This is a genomic window from Lentzea sp. JNUCC 0626 (genome assembly GCF_043632865.1).
Lineage (GTDB): Bacteria > Actinomycetota > Actinomycetes > Mycobacteriales > Pseudonocardiaceae > Lentzea.
Window position 1 is genome coordinate 8,245,310 of sequence record NZ_CP171635.1, and the last position, 15,866, is coordinate 8,261,175.

14 protein-coding genes are annotated in these 15,866 nt (G+C 68.4%); 10 read left to right on the forward strand and 4 right to left on the reverse strand.

Annotated features, from left to right (window positions below; all coding sequences use genetic code 11):
* Window positions 1-98 precede the first annotated feature (98 nt).
* The gene (locus tag JNUCC0626_RS38505) at window positions 99-1,307 is read left to right on the forward strand and encodes an RNA-guided endonuclease InsQ/TnpB family protein (RefSeq protein WP_394615586.1); all 1,209 of its coding nucleotides are present in this window, start codon (window positions 99-101) and stop codon (window positions 1,305-1,307) included.
* A gap of 53 nt (window positions 1,308-1,360) precedes the next feature.
* Here JNUCC0626_RS38505 and JNUCC0626_RS38510 read toward each other — a convergent pair whose 3' ends face one another.
* Genes JNUCC0626_RS38510 through JNUCC0626_RS38520 form a run of 3 tightly spaced genes read right to left on the reverse strand, consistent with a single transcriptional unit; the run spans window position 1,361 to window position 4,418 of the window.
* Window positions 1,361-2,683 (reverse strand): coenzyme F420-0:L-glutamate ligase, encoded by a 1,323-nt coding sequence (locus JNUCC0626_RS38510; protein ID WP_394615587.1) that lies wholly within the window; start codon window positions 2,681-2,683, stop codon window positions 1,361-1,363.
* Window positions 2,676-3,629: a 2-phospho-L-lactate transferase gene (gene cofD / locus JNUCC0626_RS38515; RefSeq protein ID WP_394615588.1), complete on the reverse strand. Its 954-nt coding sequence runs from the start codon at window positions 3,627-3,629 to the stop codon at window positions 2,676-2,678. Before cofD ends, JNUCC0626_RS38510 begins: the two co-directional genes overlap by 8 nt.
* 33 nt (window positions 3,630-3,662) lie before the next feature.
* Window positions 3,663-4,418 (reverse strand): site-2 protease family protein, encoded by a 756-nt coding sequence (locus JNUCC0626_RS38520; protein WP_394615589.1) that lies wholly within the window; start codon window positions 4,416-4,418, stop codon window positions 3,663-3,665.
* Window positions 4,419-4,663: 245 nt separating this feature from the next.
* On the opposite strand from JNUCC0626_RS38520, the gene JNUCC0626_RS38525 reads away from it, so the two are divergent.
* The 3 genes from JNUCC0626_RS38525 to JNUCC0626_RS38535 all read left to right on the forward strand — a co-directional run bounded on the left by JNUCC0626_RS38525 (window position 4,664) and on the right by JNUCC0626_RS38535 (window position 9,503).
* On the forward strand, window positions 4,664-4,969 hold the full coding sequence (locus JNUCC0626_RS38525; RefSeq protein WP_051784712.1) for a WhiB family transcriptional regulator: 306 nt from the start codon (window positions 4,664-4,666) through the stop codon (window positions 4,967-4,969).
* Between the two features lie 31 nt (window positions 4,970-5,000).
* A complete protein-coding gene (locus JNUCC0626_RS38530; RefSeq protein WP_394615590.1) occupies window positions 5,001-8,171 on the forward strand; it encodes a glycosyltransferase family 2 protein in 3,171 nt (1,056 codons plus the stop codon).
* A gap of 204 nt (window positions 8,172-8,375) precedes the next feature.
* A complete protein-coding gene (locus JNUCC0626_RS38535; protein ID WP_394622069.1) occupies window positions 8,376-9,503 on the forward strand; it encodes an IS30 family transposase in 1,128 nt (375 codons plus the stop codon).
* A gap of 255 nt (window positions 9,504-9,758) precedes the next feature.
* Here the strand turns inward: JNUCC0626_RS38535 and JNUCC0626_RS38540 are convergent, their stop codons facing one another.
* The gene (locus JNUCC0626_RS38540) at window positions 9,759-10,202 is read right to left on the reverse strand and encodes a metallopeptidase family protein (RefSeq protein WP_382434148.1); all 444 of its coding nucleotides are present in this window, start codon (window positions 10,200-10,202) and stop codon (window positions 9,759-9,761) included.
* Between the two features lie 93 nt (window positions 10,203-10,295).
* On the opposite strand from JNUCC0626_RS38540, the gene JNUCC0626_RS38545 reads away from it, so the two are divergent.
* The 6 genes from JNUCC0626_RS38545 to JNUCC0626_RS38570 all read left to right on the forward strand — a co-directional run bounded on the left by JNUCC0626_RS38545 (window position 10,296) and on the right by JNUCC0626_RS38570 (window position 15,580).
* Window positions 10,296-10,664: a DUF3499 domain-containing protein gene (locus tag JNUCC0626_RS38545; protein WP_285643984.1), complete on the forward strand. Its 369-nt coding sequence runs from the start codon at window positions 10,296-10,298 to the stop codon at window positions 10,662-10,664.
* Window positions 10,665-10,747: 83 nt separating this feature from the next.
* Window positions 10,748-12,100 carry a phosphomannomutase/phosphoglucomutase gene (locus JNUCC0626_RS38550; RefSeq protein ID WP_394615591.1) on the forward strand — a complete coding sequence of 451 codons (1,353 nt, stop codon included), beginning with the start codon at window positions 10,748-10,750 and terminating at the stop codon, window positions 12,098-12,100.
* 10 nt (window positions 12,101-12,110) lie between these two features.
* Window positions 12,111-12,311: a Trm112 family protein gene (locus tag JNUCC0626_RS38555; RefSeq protein ID WP_285643981.1), complete on the forward strand. Its 201-nt coding sequence runs from the start codon at window positions 12,111-12,113 to the stop codon at window positions 12,309-12,311.
* Between the two features lie 5 nt (window positions 12,312-12,316).
* Window positions 12,317-13,381, forward strand: coding sequence for a hypothetical protein (locus tag JNUCC0626_RS38560; RefSeq protein WP_394615592.1), 1,065 nt, complete (start codon window positions 12,317-12,319; stop codon window positions 13,379-13,381).
* Window positions 13,382-13,400: 19 nt separating this feature from the next.
* Complete coding sequence (gene manA / locus JNUCC0626_RS38565) at window positions 13,401-14,615, forward strand: mannose-6-phosphate isomerase, class I (protein ID WP_394615593.1); 1,215 nt, start codon at window positions 13,401-13,403, stop codon at window positions 14,613-14,615.
* 41 nt (window positions 14,616-14,656) lie between these two features.
* Complete coding sequence (locus JNUCC0626_RS38570; protein ID WP_394615594.1) at window positions 14,657-15,580, forward strand: cation diffusion facilitator family transporter; 924 nt, start codon at window positions 14,657-14,659, stop codon at window positions 15,578-15,580.
* Window positions 15,581-15,866 lie beyond the last annotated feature (286 nt).

Here is a 15,866-nt window from a genome sequence, read left to right on the forward strand (position 1 = left end):
AAGGCCCAGCTCACCGACTGGGAATGATCAAGCCTGATTGGTCCGATTCGTGAAGAACGCGACTATCGCGCCGAGCTCTTCGCGATACTTTCATTCGCATGCGAACGGCGTACAAGTGTCGGGCCTACCCGACCCCCGAGCAGGTGGCGGCGTTGAACCGCACGTTCGGGTGCGTGCGTCTGGTGTGGAACAAAACCCTGGGAGCGCGCAATCTTCGTCACCGCCTCGAAGGCGTTCGCACGTCGTACCGTGAGACCGACGCTGCGCTGACTCAATGGAAACGGACCGAGGAACTGGCGTTTCTCTCGGAGGTCTCGTGTGTGCCGCTGCAGCAGACGCTGCGCCACCAGCACAGGGCGTTCCAGAACTTCTTCTGCGGGCGCGCTCGCTACCCAAGGTTCAAGTCCCGTACCGGTCGGCAGAGTGCGCACTACACACGCTCGGCGTTCCGAATGCGCGATGGTGTCCTGACACTGGCCAAGACCGCTGCACCGCTGCGCTTCGTCTGGTCCTTTCACGATGTCGACCTCTCCGGGCTCGACCCCTCGATGATCGTGATCTCTCGTGATCCGGACGGTCGCTGGCATGTGACGTTCGCCATCGACGTTGCCCCGCCAACGCCGTCCGTGGGCGGCCTCGATGGTGTGGGAGTCGACCTCGGATTGATCGAGTTCATGGTCACCAGCGACGGTGAAAGGGTTGCCAATCCTCGACACTTGGCGCGCAAGGCTCGCAATCTCGTTCGCTACCAACGTCGGATTGCGCGATGCCGACAAGACAGCGCCAATCGGCGGAAAGCCAGGGCCAAGGTTGCTCGTGCCCACCGCAAGGTCCGCAACGCCCGATCGGACTTTCTGCACCGTGTCACGACCAAGCTGGTGCGGTCCGCTCAGCTGATCGCGATCGAAGACCTCAACGTCGCGGGCATGCTGCGCAATCGACGTTTGGCAGGCGCGATCTCCGACGTCGGCTGGGGTGAGTTTCGCAGGCAACTCGAGTACAAGTGTGCACGCGCCGGTCGTGAGCTTGTGGTGATCGACCGCTGGTACCCCTCCACCAAGACCTGCTCCGACTGCGGCCATGTGCTTGCGGAACTGTCCCTCTCCGCCCGGCAGTGGTCGTGCCCGGAGTGCCGTGCTCGGCATGATCGAGACTTCAACGCGGCGAAGAACATTCTTGCGGCTGGTCGAGCCGTAGCCCGAGGCGACTCGGGTGATGCCTGCGGAGCTGATGTCAGACGGCAAGGGTTCTCCTTTCCGCGATCGGCGATGAAACAGGAAACCCGTACCGCGAGGTGCAGCACGTGAGTGCTACCTGCTGCAAGCAGGTGGGATGTCCCGTCCGTCACGACGGGACGAAGTCAAAGCTCGATCAGCCCTTCCAACGGCTCGCGCGGCGTCAGCGGCTCCACCGGGTGCCCGACCGCGACGGCGCCGAGCGGCTCCCAGTCGTCGGCCACACCCAGCACGGAGCGCACGACGTCCGCGCAGAAGATCGTCGACGACACCCAGCACGAGCCGAGCCCCTCGGCGGCGAGTGCCACCAGCAGGCCCTGCACGGCGGCGCCGCCGGCGACCGTGAACATGGTCTTCTCGGCGTCCGCGCGCCGGTCGTCCGGGTAGCTGTGCGCGCCGTCGCGGACCAGGAACGGCACGACGATCTCCGGCGCCTCCACCAGCAGGTCGCCGCGCCGGACCCGGCGGGCGATCTGGTCGGGGGTGAAGCCGTCGGCGAGCAGGTCGGTCTCCCACTGCTCGCGCATGGCCTGCAGGAGTTCCGCGCGCTTCTCCCGCACCAGCACGAACCGCAACGGCTTCGTGTGGTGCGGCGCGGGCGCGGTCAACGCCGCCCCGACGGCACGGCGCACCGCCGCGAGATCGACGGGCTCGTCCGAGTAGAACCGCACGGACTTGCGCATCAGCACGGCCTGAGCGCGCCCGAGAGCGAGCGCCTCCTCCGTGCCGAGGCTGAACAGGTCGTCCTCGACGGGCCGGTTCAGGTCGCGGGCCGTGGATCCGTCGTCCACCACGTCGAACCCGCGCAGCACCGCCACCGGCACCGCGCCGAGCTTGCCCTTCACCAGGTCCGCGGCCGCCGCGATCTCGTCCGCGACCGCGACCATCGTCACCGCGAGTTCGTTGCCGTGCTCGTCCACCGCGCCCGCGTAGTCGTGCAGCACGCGGATGCCGGACGCGCCGATCGCGGCGTCGGTCTGGCCCATCCGCCAGGCGCGGCCCATCGTGTCGGTGATCACCACGGCGACCTCGACGCCCAGCGACTCCTTCAGGGCCGCGCGCAACGACGCCGCGGAGCCGTCCGGGTCGACCGGGAGCAGCGCGATCTCGTCGCCCGCCACGTTCGAGGCGTCCACTCCGGACGCGGCCTGCACGATGCCGAGCTTGTTCTCGGTGATCAGCGTGCGCATCTTGCGGGCGAGCACCCGCACCGACTCCGCGGCGACGTGCTCGCGCCGGATCCGGTCCCGCTCCTCGGGGTCGGCCGGCACGCGGACGAGCCGTCCCTCCACTTTGGACAGGACCTTGGACGTGACGATCAGCACGTCGCCGTCGCGCAGCCACCCGGCGGCCTTCGTAATCGCTCCGGCCAGGTCGTCGCCGGGGCGAAATTCCGGCAGGCCGGTGACGGGCAGCAGTTCCAGCGCCGCCGCGGCGTGGTCAGTCAACTTCGACTCCGGCCAGCTCCAGCGCGTCGCGGGCCATCTGCGCCGTGGTGTCCACATCGGACATCAGCAGCGGAACCGCGCGAACGGCGACACCGGGTACATCGGCGCGGTCGCCGGTGTGCACCAGCCACGCGTCCAGGATGCCGTCCTCCGAGCACTTGCGGGAGCCGTAGAGCCGCCCGACCGCCTCGGCCGAGGTCTCCACCCCGATCGCGTCCAGACAAGCGTCGGCCATGCCCCGCAACGGTTTCCCGCCGATGATCGGGGACAGGCCCACGACGCCCGCCTCGGTCTTGCGCAACGCGTCGCGCACGCCGGGCACGGTGAGGATCGTGCCGACGCTGACCACCGGGTTGGACGGGGCCAGGACGACCGCGTCGGCCTCGGCGATCGCGTCCAGCACGCCGGGACCGGCCGTCGCGGTGTCGGCGCCGACGTACGCGAACGACTGCGCGGGGATGCCGGCCCGGTGCTTGACCCACCACTCCTGGAAGTGGATGGCCTTCGTCTCACCGTCGATCTCCACGACGACGTGCGTCTCCATGCGGTCGTCCGTCATCGGCAGCAGCCGCACGCCCGGCTGCCACCGGTCGCACAGCGCCTCCACGACCGCGGACAGCGGGTAGCCGGCGCGCAGCATCTGGGTGCGAACGAGGTGCGTCGCCAGGTCCCGGTCGCCCAGGCCGAACCACGACGGTTCGGCCCCGTAGGCGGCGAGCTCTTCCTTGACGGTCCACGACTCGTCCGCGCGACCCCAGCCGCGTTCGGTGTCGATGCCCTCGCCCAGCGTGTACATGCAGGTGTCGAGGTCAGGGGTGATGCGCAACCCGTGCATCCACACGTCGTCGCCGGTGTTGACCACCGCCGTGACGTCTGCCCCGAGTGCTTTGAGGCCCTGCAGGAACCTCGCGCCGCCGACCCCGCCGACCAGTGCTACGACCTTCACGCCCGCCCATGCTTCCACAGCGCCGGTTCGCCCTTACAGGTAGCGCCAGAACATGAAGGTGTCGTTGCCGGTGAACGCCGCGAACGGGTCGCCGCCGATGAGCTGGAACACGTCCATCGACAGGCCGAAGAACACCGCACTGACCTCGGAGAAGGCGATCAGGAGGGCGAACAGGACCAGCGCGCCCCACGGCCGGGCCTTCGCACCGAACCGCTGCGCGCTGTAGGGCAGGAACGGTTCGATGGCGCCCCAGCCGTCCAGTCCGGGCACCGGCAGGATGTTGAGCACGAACGCGAACACCTGCAACAAAGCCAGGTACGAAATGGCGGCGGCGAGCGCGGCGGGCGGCGAGAAGATCGCGACGACCAACGCGAGCAGCACGCCGATCACGAGGTTCGAAACCGGTCCCGCGAGTGAGACCAACGACTCGATCTTCTTGTTCCGCAGCGCGTGGTGGTTGATCCAGACGGCACCACCCGGAAGTGGGATTCCGCCCATGACCAGCAGCACCAGCGGCAGCACGATGCTGAGCACGGGGTCGGTGTAACGACGGATGTCGAGGGTCAGATAACCCTTGTCACGTACGGAAAAATCGCCGCCCTTGTACGCGACGGCGGCATGCCCGAACTCGTGCAGGCACAGCGTCACCGCCCACCCGGCGAGTACGAAGAGGATGGTGCCCGACTTGATCGCGACGTTGCTGTCGAGCAGGGTGAGGGCGGCACCGGCGACGGTTGCCGCGAGCAGGCCGAGGAACAGTGGGCTGGGGCGAACCGCTGATCGCTTCACCCCACCAGTGTGGCGTGTCGGATGGCGTTGTGGGCCGAACGAGGACGGGTTGCGACACCTGAATCACTGTCTGTGCAGTCAGTCAAGGTTTTTGCGGCCATCTGCGCGAATATCCCCCGACGTGTGGACTCCGCTTGACCGCCCGCTGTGACGCAGGTGTAATCACATCGGTGTCATTCGTCGTTGTGGGAACGGCGTCTGGCGTCCGCCAACCGGGGAGAGCGGAAGGCGAGGAGGCGGACGAAATGCAGGAATTCGAAGAGCTCGAAGAAGATCACGTCACGCAGCCGGTCGTGCAGGGCGAGCTGTCGTACCTGTTCGACCCTGCCGACGAGCAGGACTGGCAGGAGCGCGCGCTCTGCGCCCAGACGGATCCCGAGGCGTTCTTCCCCGAAAAGGGTGGTTCGACGCGGGAGGCCAAGCGCATCTGCCTGGGCTGCGAGGTTCGTTCGGAGTGCCTGGAGTACGCGCTCCAGCACGACGAACGCTTCGGCATCTGGGGCGGTCTCAGTGAACGAGAGCGCCGCAAACTGAAGAAGAGAGCTGTCTAGAAGCGTGATCTTCTTGCCTTAACTTGGGGACGTGACAAGTCCTCACCCGAGGCTCCGGACAGCGCCGGTGCTGTGCGTCCTGGTCTGCCACGACGGCGACCAGTGGCTCAGCACGGCGCTGTCTGCCTTGCGGCGCCAGCGAATTCGTCCACGGCACGTGATCGCGGTCGACACCGGATCAACCGACCGGACGGCGAAGGTGCTGGCCGAGGCGGAAGATCTGCTGGACGGCGTGCTGACCGCGCCGCGCGGCACGGGCTTCGGCACCGCCGTGCGCATCGCGGTGGAACACGCTGTTCAACGCTGGGGTGATCCCGGCAAGTGGGTGTGGCTGCTGCACGACGACAGTGCGCCCGAACCCGACTGCCTGGCGGCTTTGCTGACCGCCGCCGAGGTGTCCCCGTCGGCCGCGGTGCTCGGTCCGCTGTGCCTCGATTGGGTGGATTCTCGGCTCGTCGTCGAGGCCGGTCTCTCGACGGATTCTTCAGGACATCGACAGACGGGTCTGTCCTCTGCGGAACATTCCGCATCGTTTCAGCAGAGCACCGAGGTTCTCGCCGTCTCGTCCGCCGGTTCGTTGATCAAACGTGAGGTGTGGCACTCCCTCGGCGGTTACGACGAAGCGATGCCGATGCTGCGCGACGATCTCGACTTCGGCTGGCGCGCTAATCGCTCAGGTCATTTGGTCCTGTGCGTACCGGTCGCACGCATGCGACATGCACGCGCCGCAACTAAAGGCACACGCCGTTTGGACGCGGCCATGGCACGGCCGGGTCCGTCATTTCGTGGCGTCGACCGGGCGCACGGCATGCGCACTTTCTTGGTCAATTGTTCAGGTTTCTCGTTTCTGGTGGGACTTCCGCGCCTGCTGATCTTGTCGTTGCTGCGGGCTCTCGGCTTCCTTCTCCTCCGGCGTTTCGCCGACGCACACGCCGAGGTCGGCGCCGCTCGTTACCTCCTGACGCGAGGCCGTTTGCTCGAAGGTCGACGCGCCCGCCGCGGCTCGGCCGTCGTGCGCGGGCTCTTCACCAGCAGACTCACCCGGCTGCGCAACGCCGTTCGGGCCGGAGCGACGTTCCTGATCCGTCGCCGCGTGCTCGCCGACGCCGCTCTGGGTCGTTTGCCCGCAACCGATTCCGGAGCGACCTGGCTCGAACCGTCCGAAGTGGACTCTCGCCCGGTCGGTCCGTCCGCTCTGCCGGCCGGTGCGTCGCGTGGGCGTCCCCGTGTCGCCGGTCTGCGTCGGCCTCCTGTTGTGGTGCCTGTCGACGCCGCGTTGCCGGGTGCCTTGCGTCCGTCGCCGCGTCCTCGTCCTTCTCCTGGACCTCGTGGCGCTCCCGGGATGGTCTTCGTCGAGGTCGACCAGTCCCGGGTGTTGCGGTCTCTGTTGCTGGCGCCGCCGGTGTTGCTGTTGCTCGGGCTCTCCGCTGTCGCTCTGGTCGCCAACTGGTCGCGGCTCGGGCTGGATCTCGCCGGTGGCCGGCTGCTGCCCGTCGGGTCGGCGGGGGAGGTGTGGTCGACCTACCTGGCGTCCTGGCATCCGGTCGGGGGCGGTACCGCGGCTCCCGCTCCGGCGGCGTTGGCTGTTCTGGGGCTGATTCCTGGCGGGCCGTCGTTCGCTGTCGCGTTGTTGTTGCTCGGGGACATCCCGTTGGCGGCGTTGTCGGCGTACATCGCTTCGCGCGGGCTGCGGGTGCGACGTTCTGTGCGCGCTGTGGTGGCTGCCTTCTACGGGCTGTTGCCCGTGGCCACTACCGCGGTGTCCGAAGGTCGGTTGGACGTCGTCGTCGTGCACATCGTCACGCCGGTGGTGTTCGCCGGGGTGTACGCGGTGTTGCGCGCGTCGTCCACGCACGCCTGGTTGCCCATGGCGTCCGGTACTGCCATCGGGGTTGCCGTTCTCGGTGCGTTCTCGCCGTTGACGCACGTCGTGATCATCGTGGGGGCGTTGGCCGGGTTCGTGGCCGTGACGGGTGGGGCTCGTCGGATCGCTGCTTTGTTCGCGATCGTGTTGTTGCCGATGGCGTTGTTGCTGCCTTGGCCTGCTGTGCTGTTGCAGCACCCCGACATGGTGTTGAACGGGCTTGGCGCTGCTTACTCCTCGCCGCCGCCCAACCTGATCGTGTGTTCGGTGTTCGTGGCTGCCGCGTTTGCTGCTGCTGTGCTGCGGCCCAATGCGTTGATGTTGCCCGGGCTGTTGGTGATCGTGCTGGCCATCGGGGCCCTTGCCGCTGTGGCTGCTGTGGGTGCTTGGCCCGGGACGCCGTTGGTGTTGTTGGCTTGGGGGCTTGTCTGCGTGGTGCTGGCCGGGTGTCAGCGCGGGGTGCCGCCGGGTATCGCTCGGTTGGCTCGGGTTCGGCGGGCTGTGTACGTGGTCGGCGTGGTGACGTTGGTCAGCTTGGGGGTCGCCGGGCTGTTGGATCTGCGGTCCGGGCCGTTGCAGGCTGGTGGTGGGGTTGCCCTGAATTCTTCTTTGACCGCGGAGTTGGAGAGGACCGGGCGGTCGGTGTTGATCCTCGGGTCGCCGGTGCGCCAGGTGGCCGGACGGTTGCCGGCTTTTGGGGATGACGATCTGGTGCCGACGGTGTCGTCGCCTGCTCGGTTGCGGCGGTGGAACTCGTCGTTGTTGGACGGGGCCGGGCCTGCGGTGAAGGTGGCGTTGGCTCAGGCTGCGTCTTCTGGGGTTTCGTTCGTGGTGTTGCCGTCGGATGAGGCGGCGGCTCGGGTGCGGGGGGCCGCTGGGGAGCTGGTGTCCGAGGCGCCTCGGGCTCCCGATGGGCGGCCGGTGTTGCGGATGCGGCTTGTCGCCGATACCGGGGTTTTGCTGGCGCCTGATCTGGCTCGGCGGGCTCGGACCGGTGGGGAGCCGCCTGAGGCTGTCGGGGCCGATGGGGTTTCGCCGGTCAACGTGACCCTGCCCGAGGTGGCCGTGAAGGTGTCGCCTGGTGGGGAGGGGCGGGTGTTGGTGCTCGCGGCCGAGGACGAGCCTGGGTGGCGGGTGTTCGTTGACGGGGTTGAGGTGCCTGTGGTTCGGGCTTGGGGGCATTTGGTCGGGGTGCCGTTGCCACCTGGTGGGGCTGAGGTTCGGGCATCCATGAGTACGACGTTGAGGGACTTTTTGTTGCTTGGGCAGGCGGCGGCTGCGTTGTTCACGTTGTTGACCGCTGTGCCTACTCGGCGGCGGGGCGCGTCGGGTCCGTAGGTGGTTCTTGTTGCGTTGGCGGGTTGCTGTTGCGTGCTTTCCCTGGGGGCTCTGCCCCCAGACCCCCGGCAATCTCTTGGGTTCTAGTGGTCGTTGCAACACCTGAGTTCAGGGGTTGTGATGTTCGAGATCCGGGCCGATCGGTCGGGGCGGGTGAAGCTGGTCCGGGAACGGGCCACTTATCTTGATCTTGTGGCGAGTGGTGTGAGCAGCCGGGAGGCGTGCCGGATCGTCGGCGTCAATTATCGGACCGGAAAGCGATGGCGTAACGGCAAGAAGCAGTCGAAGTGGAACAAGGCGGCGCCACCGATCACCGCGGTGGCGCCGCCTTGTGAGGCCTCCCGGTTCCTGCGCGAGGACGAGCGGATCCTGATCGCCGACCGCGGGCGGGAGAAGGCCACGATCCGGCAGATCGCGGCGGAGTTGGGGCGCAGCCCGTCCACGATCAGCCGAGAACTGCGCCGCAACGCGCATCCGGTCAGCGGGCAGTATCGTCCGCACGCCGCTCAGGCCCGTGCCGACGCCCGCCGGCCACGCCCGAAAACCGGCAAGATCGCCGCGACCCCCCTGCTGCGCCAGGTCATCCAGGACGGCCTGGACCTGCGCTGGAGCCCGAAGCAGATCGTGCAACGCTTGCGCCGGGATTTCCCCGACCGCCCGGAGTTGCACGTGGTTCACGAGACGATCTACCAGGCCCTCTACGTCCAGGGACGCGGTGAACTGCGCCGTGAGCTCACCGCGGCGTTGCGCACCGGCAGAGCGCTGCGCCGCCCGCGCCGCCAGGCACAGCAGCGCACACCGCGGATGGCCACCCCGATGGTCATGATCAGCGAACGCCCGGCCGAAGCCGAGGACCGCGCGATCCCGGGACACTGGGAAGGCGATCTGATCATCGGCAAGGACAAGAAGTCCGCCATCGGCACTCTGGTCGAACGCGCCACCCGCTACGTCATGCTCGTGCACCTGCCCCACGGCCGCACCGCCGACCAGGTCCGCGACGCCCTCGTTGACACCGTCCAGACCTTGCCCGCCCACCTCTGGCGGTCACTGACCTGGGACCAAGGCGCCGAAATGTCAGGCCACGCACGATTCACCGCCGCCACCGACATCCCGGTCTACTTCTGCGACCCGCACTCACCCTGGCAGCGCGGCAGCAACGAGAACACCAACGGCCTGCTACGCCAATACTTCCCCAAAGGCACCGACCTGTCCGTCCACAACCGCGCACACCTCGACGCCGTCGCGGTCCAGCTCAACGGCCGCCCACGCGAAACCCTCGGCTGGGACACCCCAGCCGAACGCATGGCTAAACTCCTCGCCCAAGCCAGTTGATCATCCGTGTTGCGACGACCCCTGGAATCCACCTCTGATCAGGGGGCCAGCGCTGTGAGCGGGTTGATGGCACGCCTGTTGCTTGGAGCGGCTGCCGGTTGCGTTGGTGGTTGCGTTGGCGGTGGGGTCCCACCGCCGGAGCCTCTTGGCTAAAGGCAAAAGCCAAGAGCGCCTCGGCTTCGCCGTCGGGGCGGCTCGCCTTCGGCTTCGCGTTCCGTTAGGCGTTTCTTGATCACCTTGGCTGTGAGGGGCGTCTCAGCCCTCGTCCACCACGTCCGGGTCCAGGCCCAGGTAGTTCGCCACCTGTTCCACGAGGACGTCGTGCACCAGGTCGGCCAGGTCCGCGCCGTCCTTCGCTCGCGCCTCCAGCGGGCGGCGGTAGAGAACGATCCGGGCACGGTTGTCCGAGCCTGCCGGCAGCAGGCGGGCCAGGGGGACGTTGCCGTCCTCGACCACGCCGTCCTCGCCCTCGACCTGCACCTCGGGCACGTCGTCCACGGCCACGTCGAGTTGGGTGAGTTCGGTGCGCCAGCGGGTCTCGATCGGTTCCAGCGCCTCGATGACCAGGGCGTCGAAGCGTTCTGCCCGCGAGCGGGCCGCTGGGAGGGTCGCCGGGTAGAGCGGGCCGCGCAGGCCTCGGCCGTGCCGGTCGCGGTTGCGTCGGCGCGGCGAATTCTGCCGCTGTGAACCCCGTGCCATCACCACAACCCAGCAGCCTAGTTGTTCGCCCCGACGACTAAACACAGCGTGCCTCACACACAGCATCCCGTGGACGCGCTATCGTCCCCGATCGTGCGGAGCGTGAGACGGTGCTCGCGAACCGGGTGTGCTAACCCGGCTGTCGCCACGCTCACCTACGCCTATGCGGACTCCACCGCGGTCGTCGGGCCGCTTGCCACGTACTCCGAACCGCACAGTTACGACCTGTGCGAGGAGCACGCGCTGCGGCTCACTGCGCCACGCGGTTGGGAGGTCGTGAGGCACCAGGGTGAGTTCGCGGCGCCCGAGCCGAGCGTGGACGACCTGACGGCCCTGGCCGAGGCGGTGCGCGAGGCCGGGCGCGCTGACGTGTCCCCGAAGCTGCCCGACGTGCCTGCGGGCAGTGCGGGGAGTCATCGGCGTGGTCACCTGCGGGTATTGCCCGATCCGCACGAGGACTGAGCGACCACACGCACCACTAATCTTCTCGCCGGTAGGCTGCCGACCAGTGGCCGTCAAGAGCGAGTTTCCTGGGAGTGTGCGGCGTGCGTGACCTGTCCGGCATCGTCAAGGCGTACGACATCCGTGGGGTGGTCGGCGAGCAGCTGGACGCCGGCCTCGTTCGTGACTTCGGCGCGGCCTTCGCCCGCCTCGTCGGCGGACCGACCATCGTCATCGGCCACGACATGCGCGACTCCTCGCCCGAGCTCAGCAGGGCGTTCGCCGCGGGCGCGCAGGCGCAGGGCGTGAACGTCATCAGCATCGGCCTGGCCAGCACGGACATGCTCTACTTCGCGTCCGGCAAGCTCGACCTGCCCGGCGCCATGTTCACCGCGAGCCACAACCCGGCCCAGTACAACGGCATCAAGCTCTGCCGCGCGGGCGCGTCGCCGGTCGGCCAGGACTCCGGTCTCGGGCAGATCCGGCAGGACGCCGAGAACCAGGTCGCCGACGCCGAGGGCGTCACCGAGGGCACCTTCGAAGAGCGGAACATGCTCGCGGAGTACGCCGCGTACCTGAACCAGCTGGTCGACCTCAAGGGAATCCGCCCGCTCAAGATCGTCGTGGACGCGGGCAACGGCATGGGCGGCTACACCGTGCCGCAGGTCTTCGAGGGCCTGCCCATCGAAGTGATCCCGATGTACTTCGAGCTCGACGGCAGCTTCCCGAACCACGAGGCGAACCCGCTCGACCCCAAGAACATCGTGGACCTCCAGGCCCGCACGAAGGCGGAGGGTGCCGACGCCGGTGTCGCGTTCGACGGCGACGCGGACCGCTGCTTCGTGGTGGACGAGAACGGCGACCCGGTGAGCCCCTCGGCGATCACCGCGCTGGTGGCCGTGCGCGAGCTCGCGAAGGACCCCGGCGGTACGATCATCCACAACCTGATCACCTCGCACGCGGTGCCGGAGATCGTCAAGGAGCACGGCGGCAACCCCGTGCGCACGCGCGTGGGCCACTCGTTCATCAAGGAGGAGATGGCCAAGACCGGCGCCATCTTCGGTGGTGAGCACTCCGCGCACTACTACTTCCGCGACTTCTGGCGCGCTGACACCGGCATGCTGGCCGCGCTGCACGTGCTGGCCGCGCTGGGTGAGCAGGACGGTCCGCTGTCGAAGCTGACCGAGGTCTACAACCGCTACGCCGCCTCCGGTGAGATCAACTCGACCGTGGCCGACCAGGCCGGTCGCATCGCCGCCATCAAGGACGCGTACGGCTCCAAGGACGGCGTCACGATCGACGAGCTCGACGGTCTCACCGTGCAGCTGGCGGACGGGTCGTGGTTCAACCTGCGGGCCTCGAACACCGAGCCGCTGCTGCGCCTGAACGTCGAAGCCGCCACCCCCGAGGCCGTCGCCGCGCTCAGCGACGAGGTCCTCGCGATCGTGCGGGCCTGAGGAGAGAACCGTGGCCGTCAAGCTCGAAGAGCAGTTGCTGGAAATCCTCGCCTGCCCGTGCCCCGAGCACGCGCCGTTGCAGGTCGGGACGCCGAACGACCCCGAGGCCGACTTCCTCACGTGCACGTCGTGCGGCAGGTCGTTCCCGGTGCGCGACGGCATCCCGGTGCTGCTGCTGGACGAGGCGGTCGAGCCGCCGTCGGCTGGGTGACGTAGGTGCTCGACGACACGCTGCTCGACGACTCGAGCCGCCTCGCCGACGCCGACACGGGTGGTTGGCTGCGCGCCGCCGCACGGGCGGGGGCCCAGGTCCGTTCCACCGCTGAGGCCGCGGCCGAGGCGGGGGTGGAGCGGATCTTCGCCGAACGCCCGCGCGCGGTCGTGCTGGTCACCCGGCCCGGCCACGCGGTGGCGGTTGCCAACGTCGTCATGGCGTTGCTCGGGTCCAGCTGCTCGGTGCCGGTCGTGCTGGCCGACGAGGTGCCGCCGTGGGTGGGCGCGCTCGACGTGGTGCTCGCGCACACCGAGGATCCCGGTGACCGGGTGCTCGCCGTCTCGATCGACCGGGCTGTCCGCCGGGGCGCCCGCACGTTGCTGACGGCACCGGACGCGGGTCCGATCGCCGCGGCGGCTGCCGGGCGGGCCGTGCTGCTGCCGCCGCGCATCGACGTGCCGCCGGGGTTCAGCTTCCCGCGCGCGCTCGCGGCGTGGCTGCTCGTGCTGCACTCGCTCGGGTTGCTCAAGGTCGACGTCGACCTGATCGCCGACGAGCTCGACCGCGAGGCCGAGCGCGATCATCCGATGCACGAGTCGTTCGTGAACCCGGCGAAGTCGCTCGCGTTGCGCGTCGCCGACCGCACGCCGTTGCTGTGGGGCCTCGACGAGGTCGCCACGGCTGTCGGCGGGCACGGCGCGAGCGTGCTGGCGACGTTCGCCGGTGTGGCCTCCGACGTCGCCGGGTATCAACAGGCACTGACCCGCTCGGTGCTGCACCGCCGCGCGGTGCAGGGAACCTCTGGTGCAGATCTCTTCGCGGACCCGGACGACGAGCCGGGCAGCGGACTCGTGCGCGTGCTGTTGCTGGCCGTGCGCCAGGGCCCGGTGGCCGATGCTGTCCGGCACGCAGCCGAGGACGCCCTGCCGGGAGCCGACGTGCTCGAACCGGCCGTCGAGGTGGCGGGAGGCGACGCGGTCAGCGCCGCCCTGCTCGCGCTCCGGTTCGAACTGGCCGCGCTGTACCTCGGGCTCGCCACCGGTTCTCTCGGCGGCAACCCGTACTGATTTGGGAGCTGACTTAGAAGTGGACCTGCTGCACAACGCGGTCAGGCCGTACGCGTGGGGATCACGCACGGCCATCGCCGAGCTGCTCGGGAAGGAGGTGCCCGCACCCCATCCCGAGGCAGAGCTGTGGATGGGCGCCCACCCCGGCGACCCGTCCCGCGTCGTCGGCGCGGACGGCACCGAGCGTTCGCTGCTCGAGTTGCTGACGGCGGACCCCGACGGTCAGCTCGGCGCGCGCGTGGCCGAGCAGTGGGGCAGCAGACTCCCGTTCCTGCTCAAGGTCCTCGCCGCCGAGGAGGCGCTGAGCCTGCAGGCGCACCCGTCGGCAGCGCAGGCGGCCGAGGGTTTCGCGGCCGAGGAAGCACGTCTCGTGCCGCTCGACTCCCCGGTCCGCAACTACAAGGACCCGGCCGCCAAGCCGGAACTGATCTGCGCGTTGACCGAGTTCCACGCTCTCGCCGGCTTCCGCGCACCGGACCGCACGGTCGCCCTGCTGCGCACGCTGGACGCGCCCGCGTTGGCCCCGTACACCGAAATGCTGGTCGCCCAGCCCGATTCGTCGGGCCTGCGCGCGTTGTTCACGATGCTGATCACGCTGCCGCAGACCTCGCTGTCGTCGTTGCTGCCGCAGGTCCTCGACGCGTGCGTGCTGCACGTGAAGGAACACGGCGAGTTCGACATGGAGTGCCGCACGATCCTGGAACTCGGCGAGTCCTACCCCGGCGACGCGGGTGTGCTCGCGGCGTTGCTGCTGAACCGGATCGTGTTGCAGCCGGGCGAGGCGATCCACCTGCCCGCCGGCAACCTCCACGCGTACCTGCGGGGAACGGGCATCGAAATCCTGGCGAACTCGGACAACGTCCTGCGCTGCGGCCTCACCCCGAAGCACGTCGACGTGCCCGAGTTGTTGCGCGTGCTCGACTTCACGTGCGGCGACATGGAAGTCCTGCTGGGCGAGGAGGTCCAGCCGGGCGTCCGCGTCTACCGCACCCCCGCGCCGGAGTTCGAACTGTCCAGGTTGGACCTCACGGGCGAGACCCGGATCAACCACCACGGCCCGCAGATCATGATCTGCACCTCCGGCGCCGTGGTCCTGTCGAACGCCCGCGGCGAGGAACTCCGACTGTCCCGCGGCGAGTCCGTGTGGCTGCCCGCGGCGGATCCGGCTGTCCTCGTGCGACCGGATGGTGTCGAATCCGCGGAACTTTTCCGCGCGACGGCCGGAACAGACTAAGGTTCGCCCGGACAAACCGGACTGGTTGCAAGGAGACAGGCGTGTCAGCAGGGGGCGGGACCAAGGCGATCGTCGCGGCGTTGGTGGCGAACGCCGGTATCGCGGTGGCCAAGTTCGTAGGATTCTTGATCACCGGCTCGTCGTCGATGCTGGCCGAGTCGGTGCACTCGGTCGCGGACACGTCGAACCAGGGCCTGCTGCTGCTGGGCCAGAAGACGGCACAGCGCCGGGCGACCAAACTCCACCCGTTCGGCTACGGCCGCGACAGGTACTTCTGGTCGTTCGTCGTGGCGCTGATGCTGTTCACCCTCGGCTCGGTCTTCGCGCTGTACGAGGGCATCCACAAACTCCAGGAACCCGAGGGCCTGTCCAGCCCGCTCGTCGCGGTCGGCATCCTCGTCGTGGCGATCGGCCTGGAGAGCTACAGCTTCGCCACCGCGATCAGCGAGTCGAAGAAGATCAAGGGCGACGCCAGCTGGTGGGGCTTCATCCGCAACTCCCGCACGCCGGAACTGCCCGTCGTGCTGCTCGAGGACCTCGGCGCGCTCGTCGGTCTGGTGCTGGCCCTGCTCGGCGTCGGCCTCACGACGATCACCGGCGACCCGGTCTTCGACGCCCTCGGCACCATCTCGATCGGTGTGCTGCTCGGCATCATCGCGGTCATCCTGATCATCGAGATGAAGTCGCTGCTGATCGGTGAGGGTGCTTCGGACAAGGACCTCGACGTGATCATCGATGAGCTGGCTGCCGGGAAGGTGCAGCGGGTCATCCACATCAAGACGCAGTACATCGGGCCGGAGGAGATGCTGGTCGCGGCGAAGATCGCGCTGGAGCCTCGGTTGTCGCTGGACGAGGTGGCTCAGGCGATCAACGACGCGGAGCAGCGGGTGCGGAACAAGGTGCCGCACGCTCGGTTGATCTACTTGGAGCCGGACCTCGACCGGTCCACGGTCGCCACTTCCTGATCTCGTTTCTCGCGAAGCCGGTCATCCTTGTTGGGGTGGCCGGCTTTGTCGTGTCACCTGGTGCGGTGGCCGGGTTTGGTGCAAAGACAACTGCGGACGAGAGTGGTTTCGTCATCGCCGCTTCGCGTCGATAGGGATTGGGGCTTGACTTCGGGGCCCTTGCGAGGCGCTGGTCGGACCGGAAAGGCCGGGCTGAAAAGCGCCCGGCCGAGCCACGAGTGGTAGCACCTCGCACCCAAAGTCAAGCCCCAATCCCACGCGTACGTGGGCACGTTGGGCAGGCACG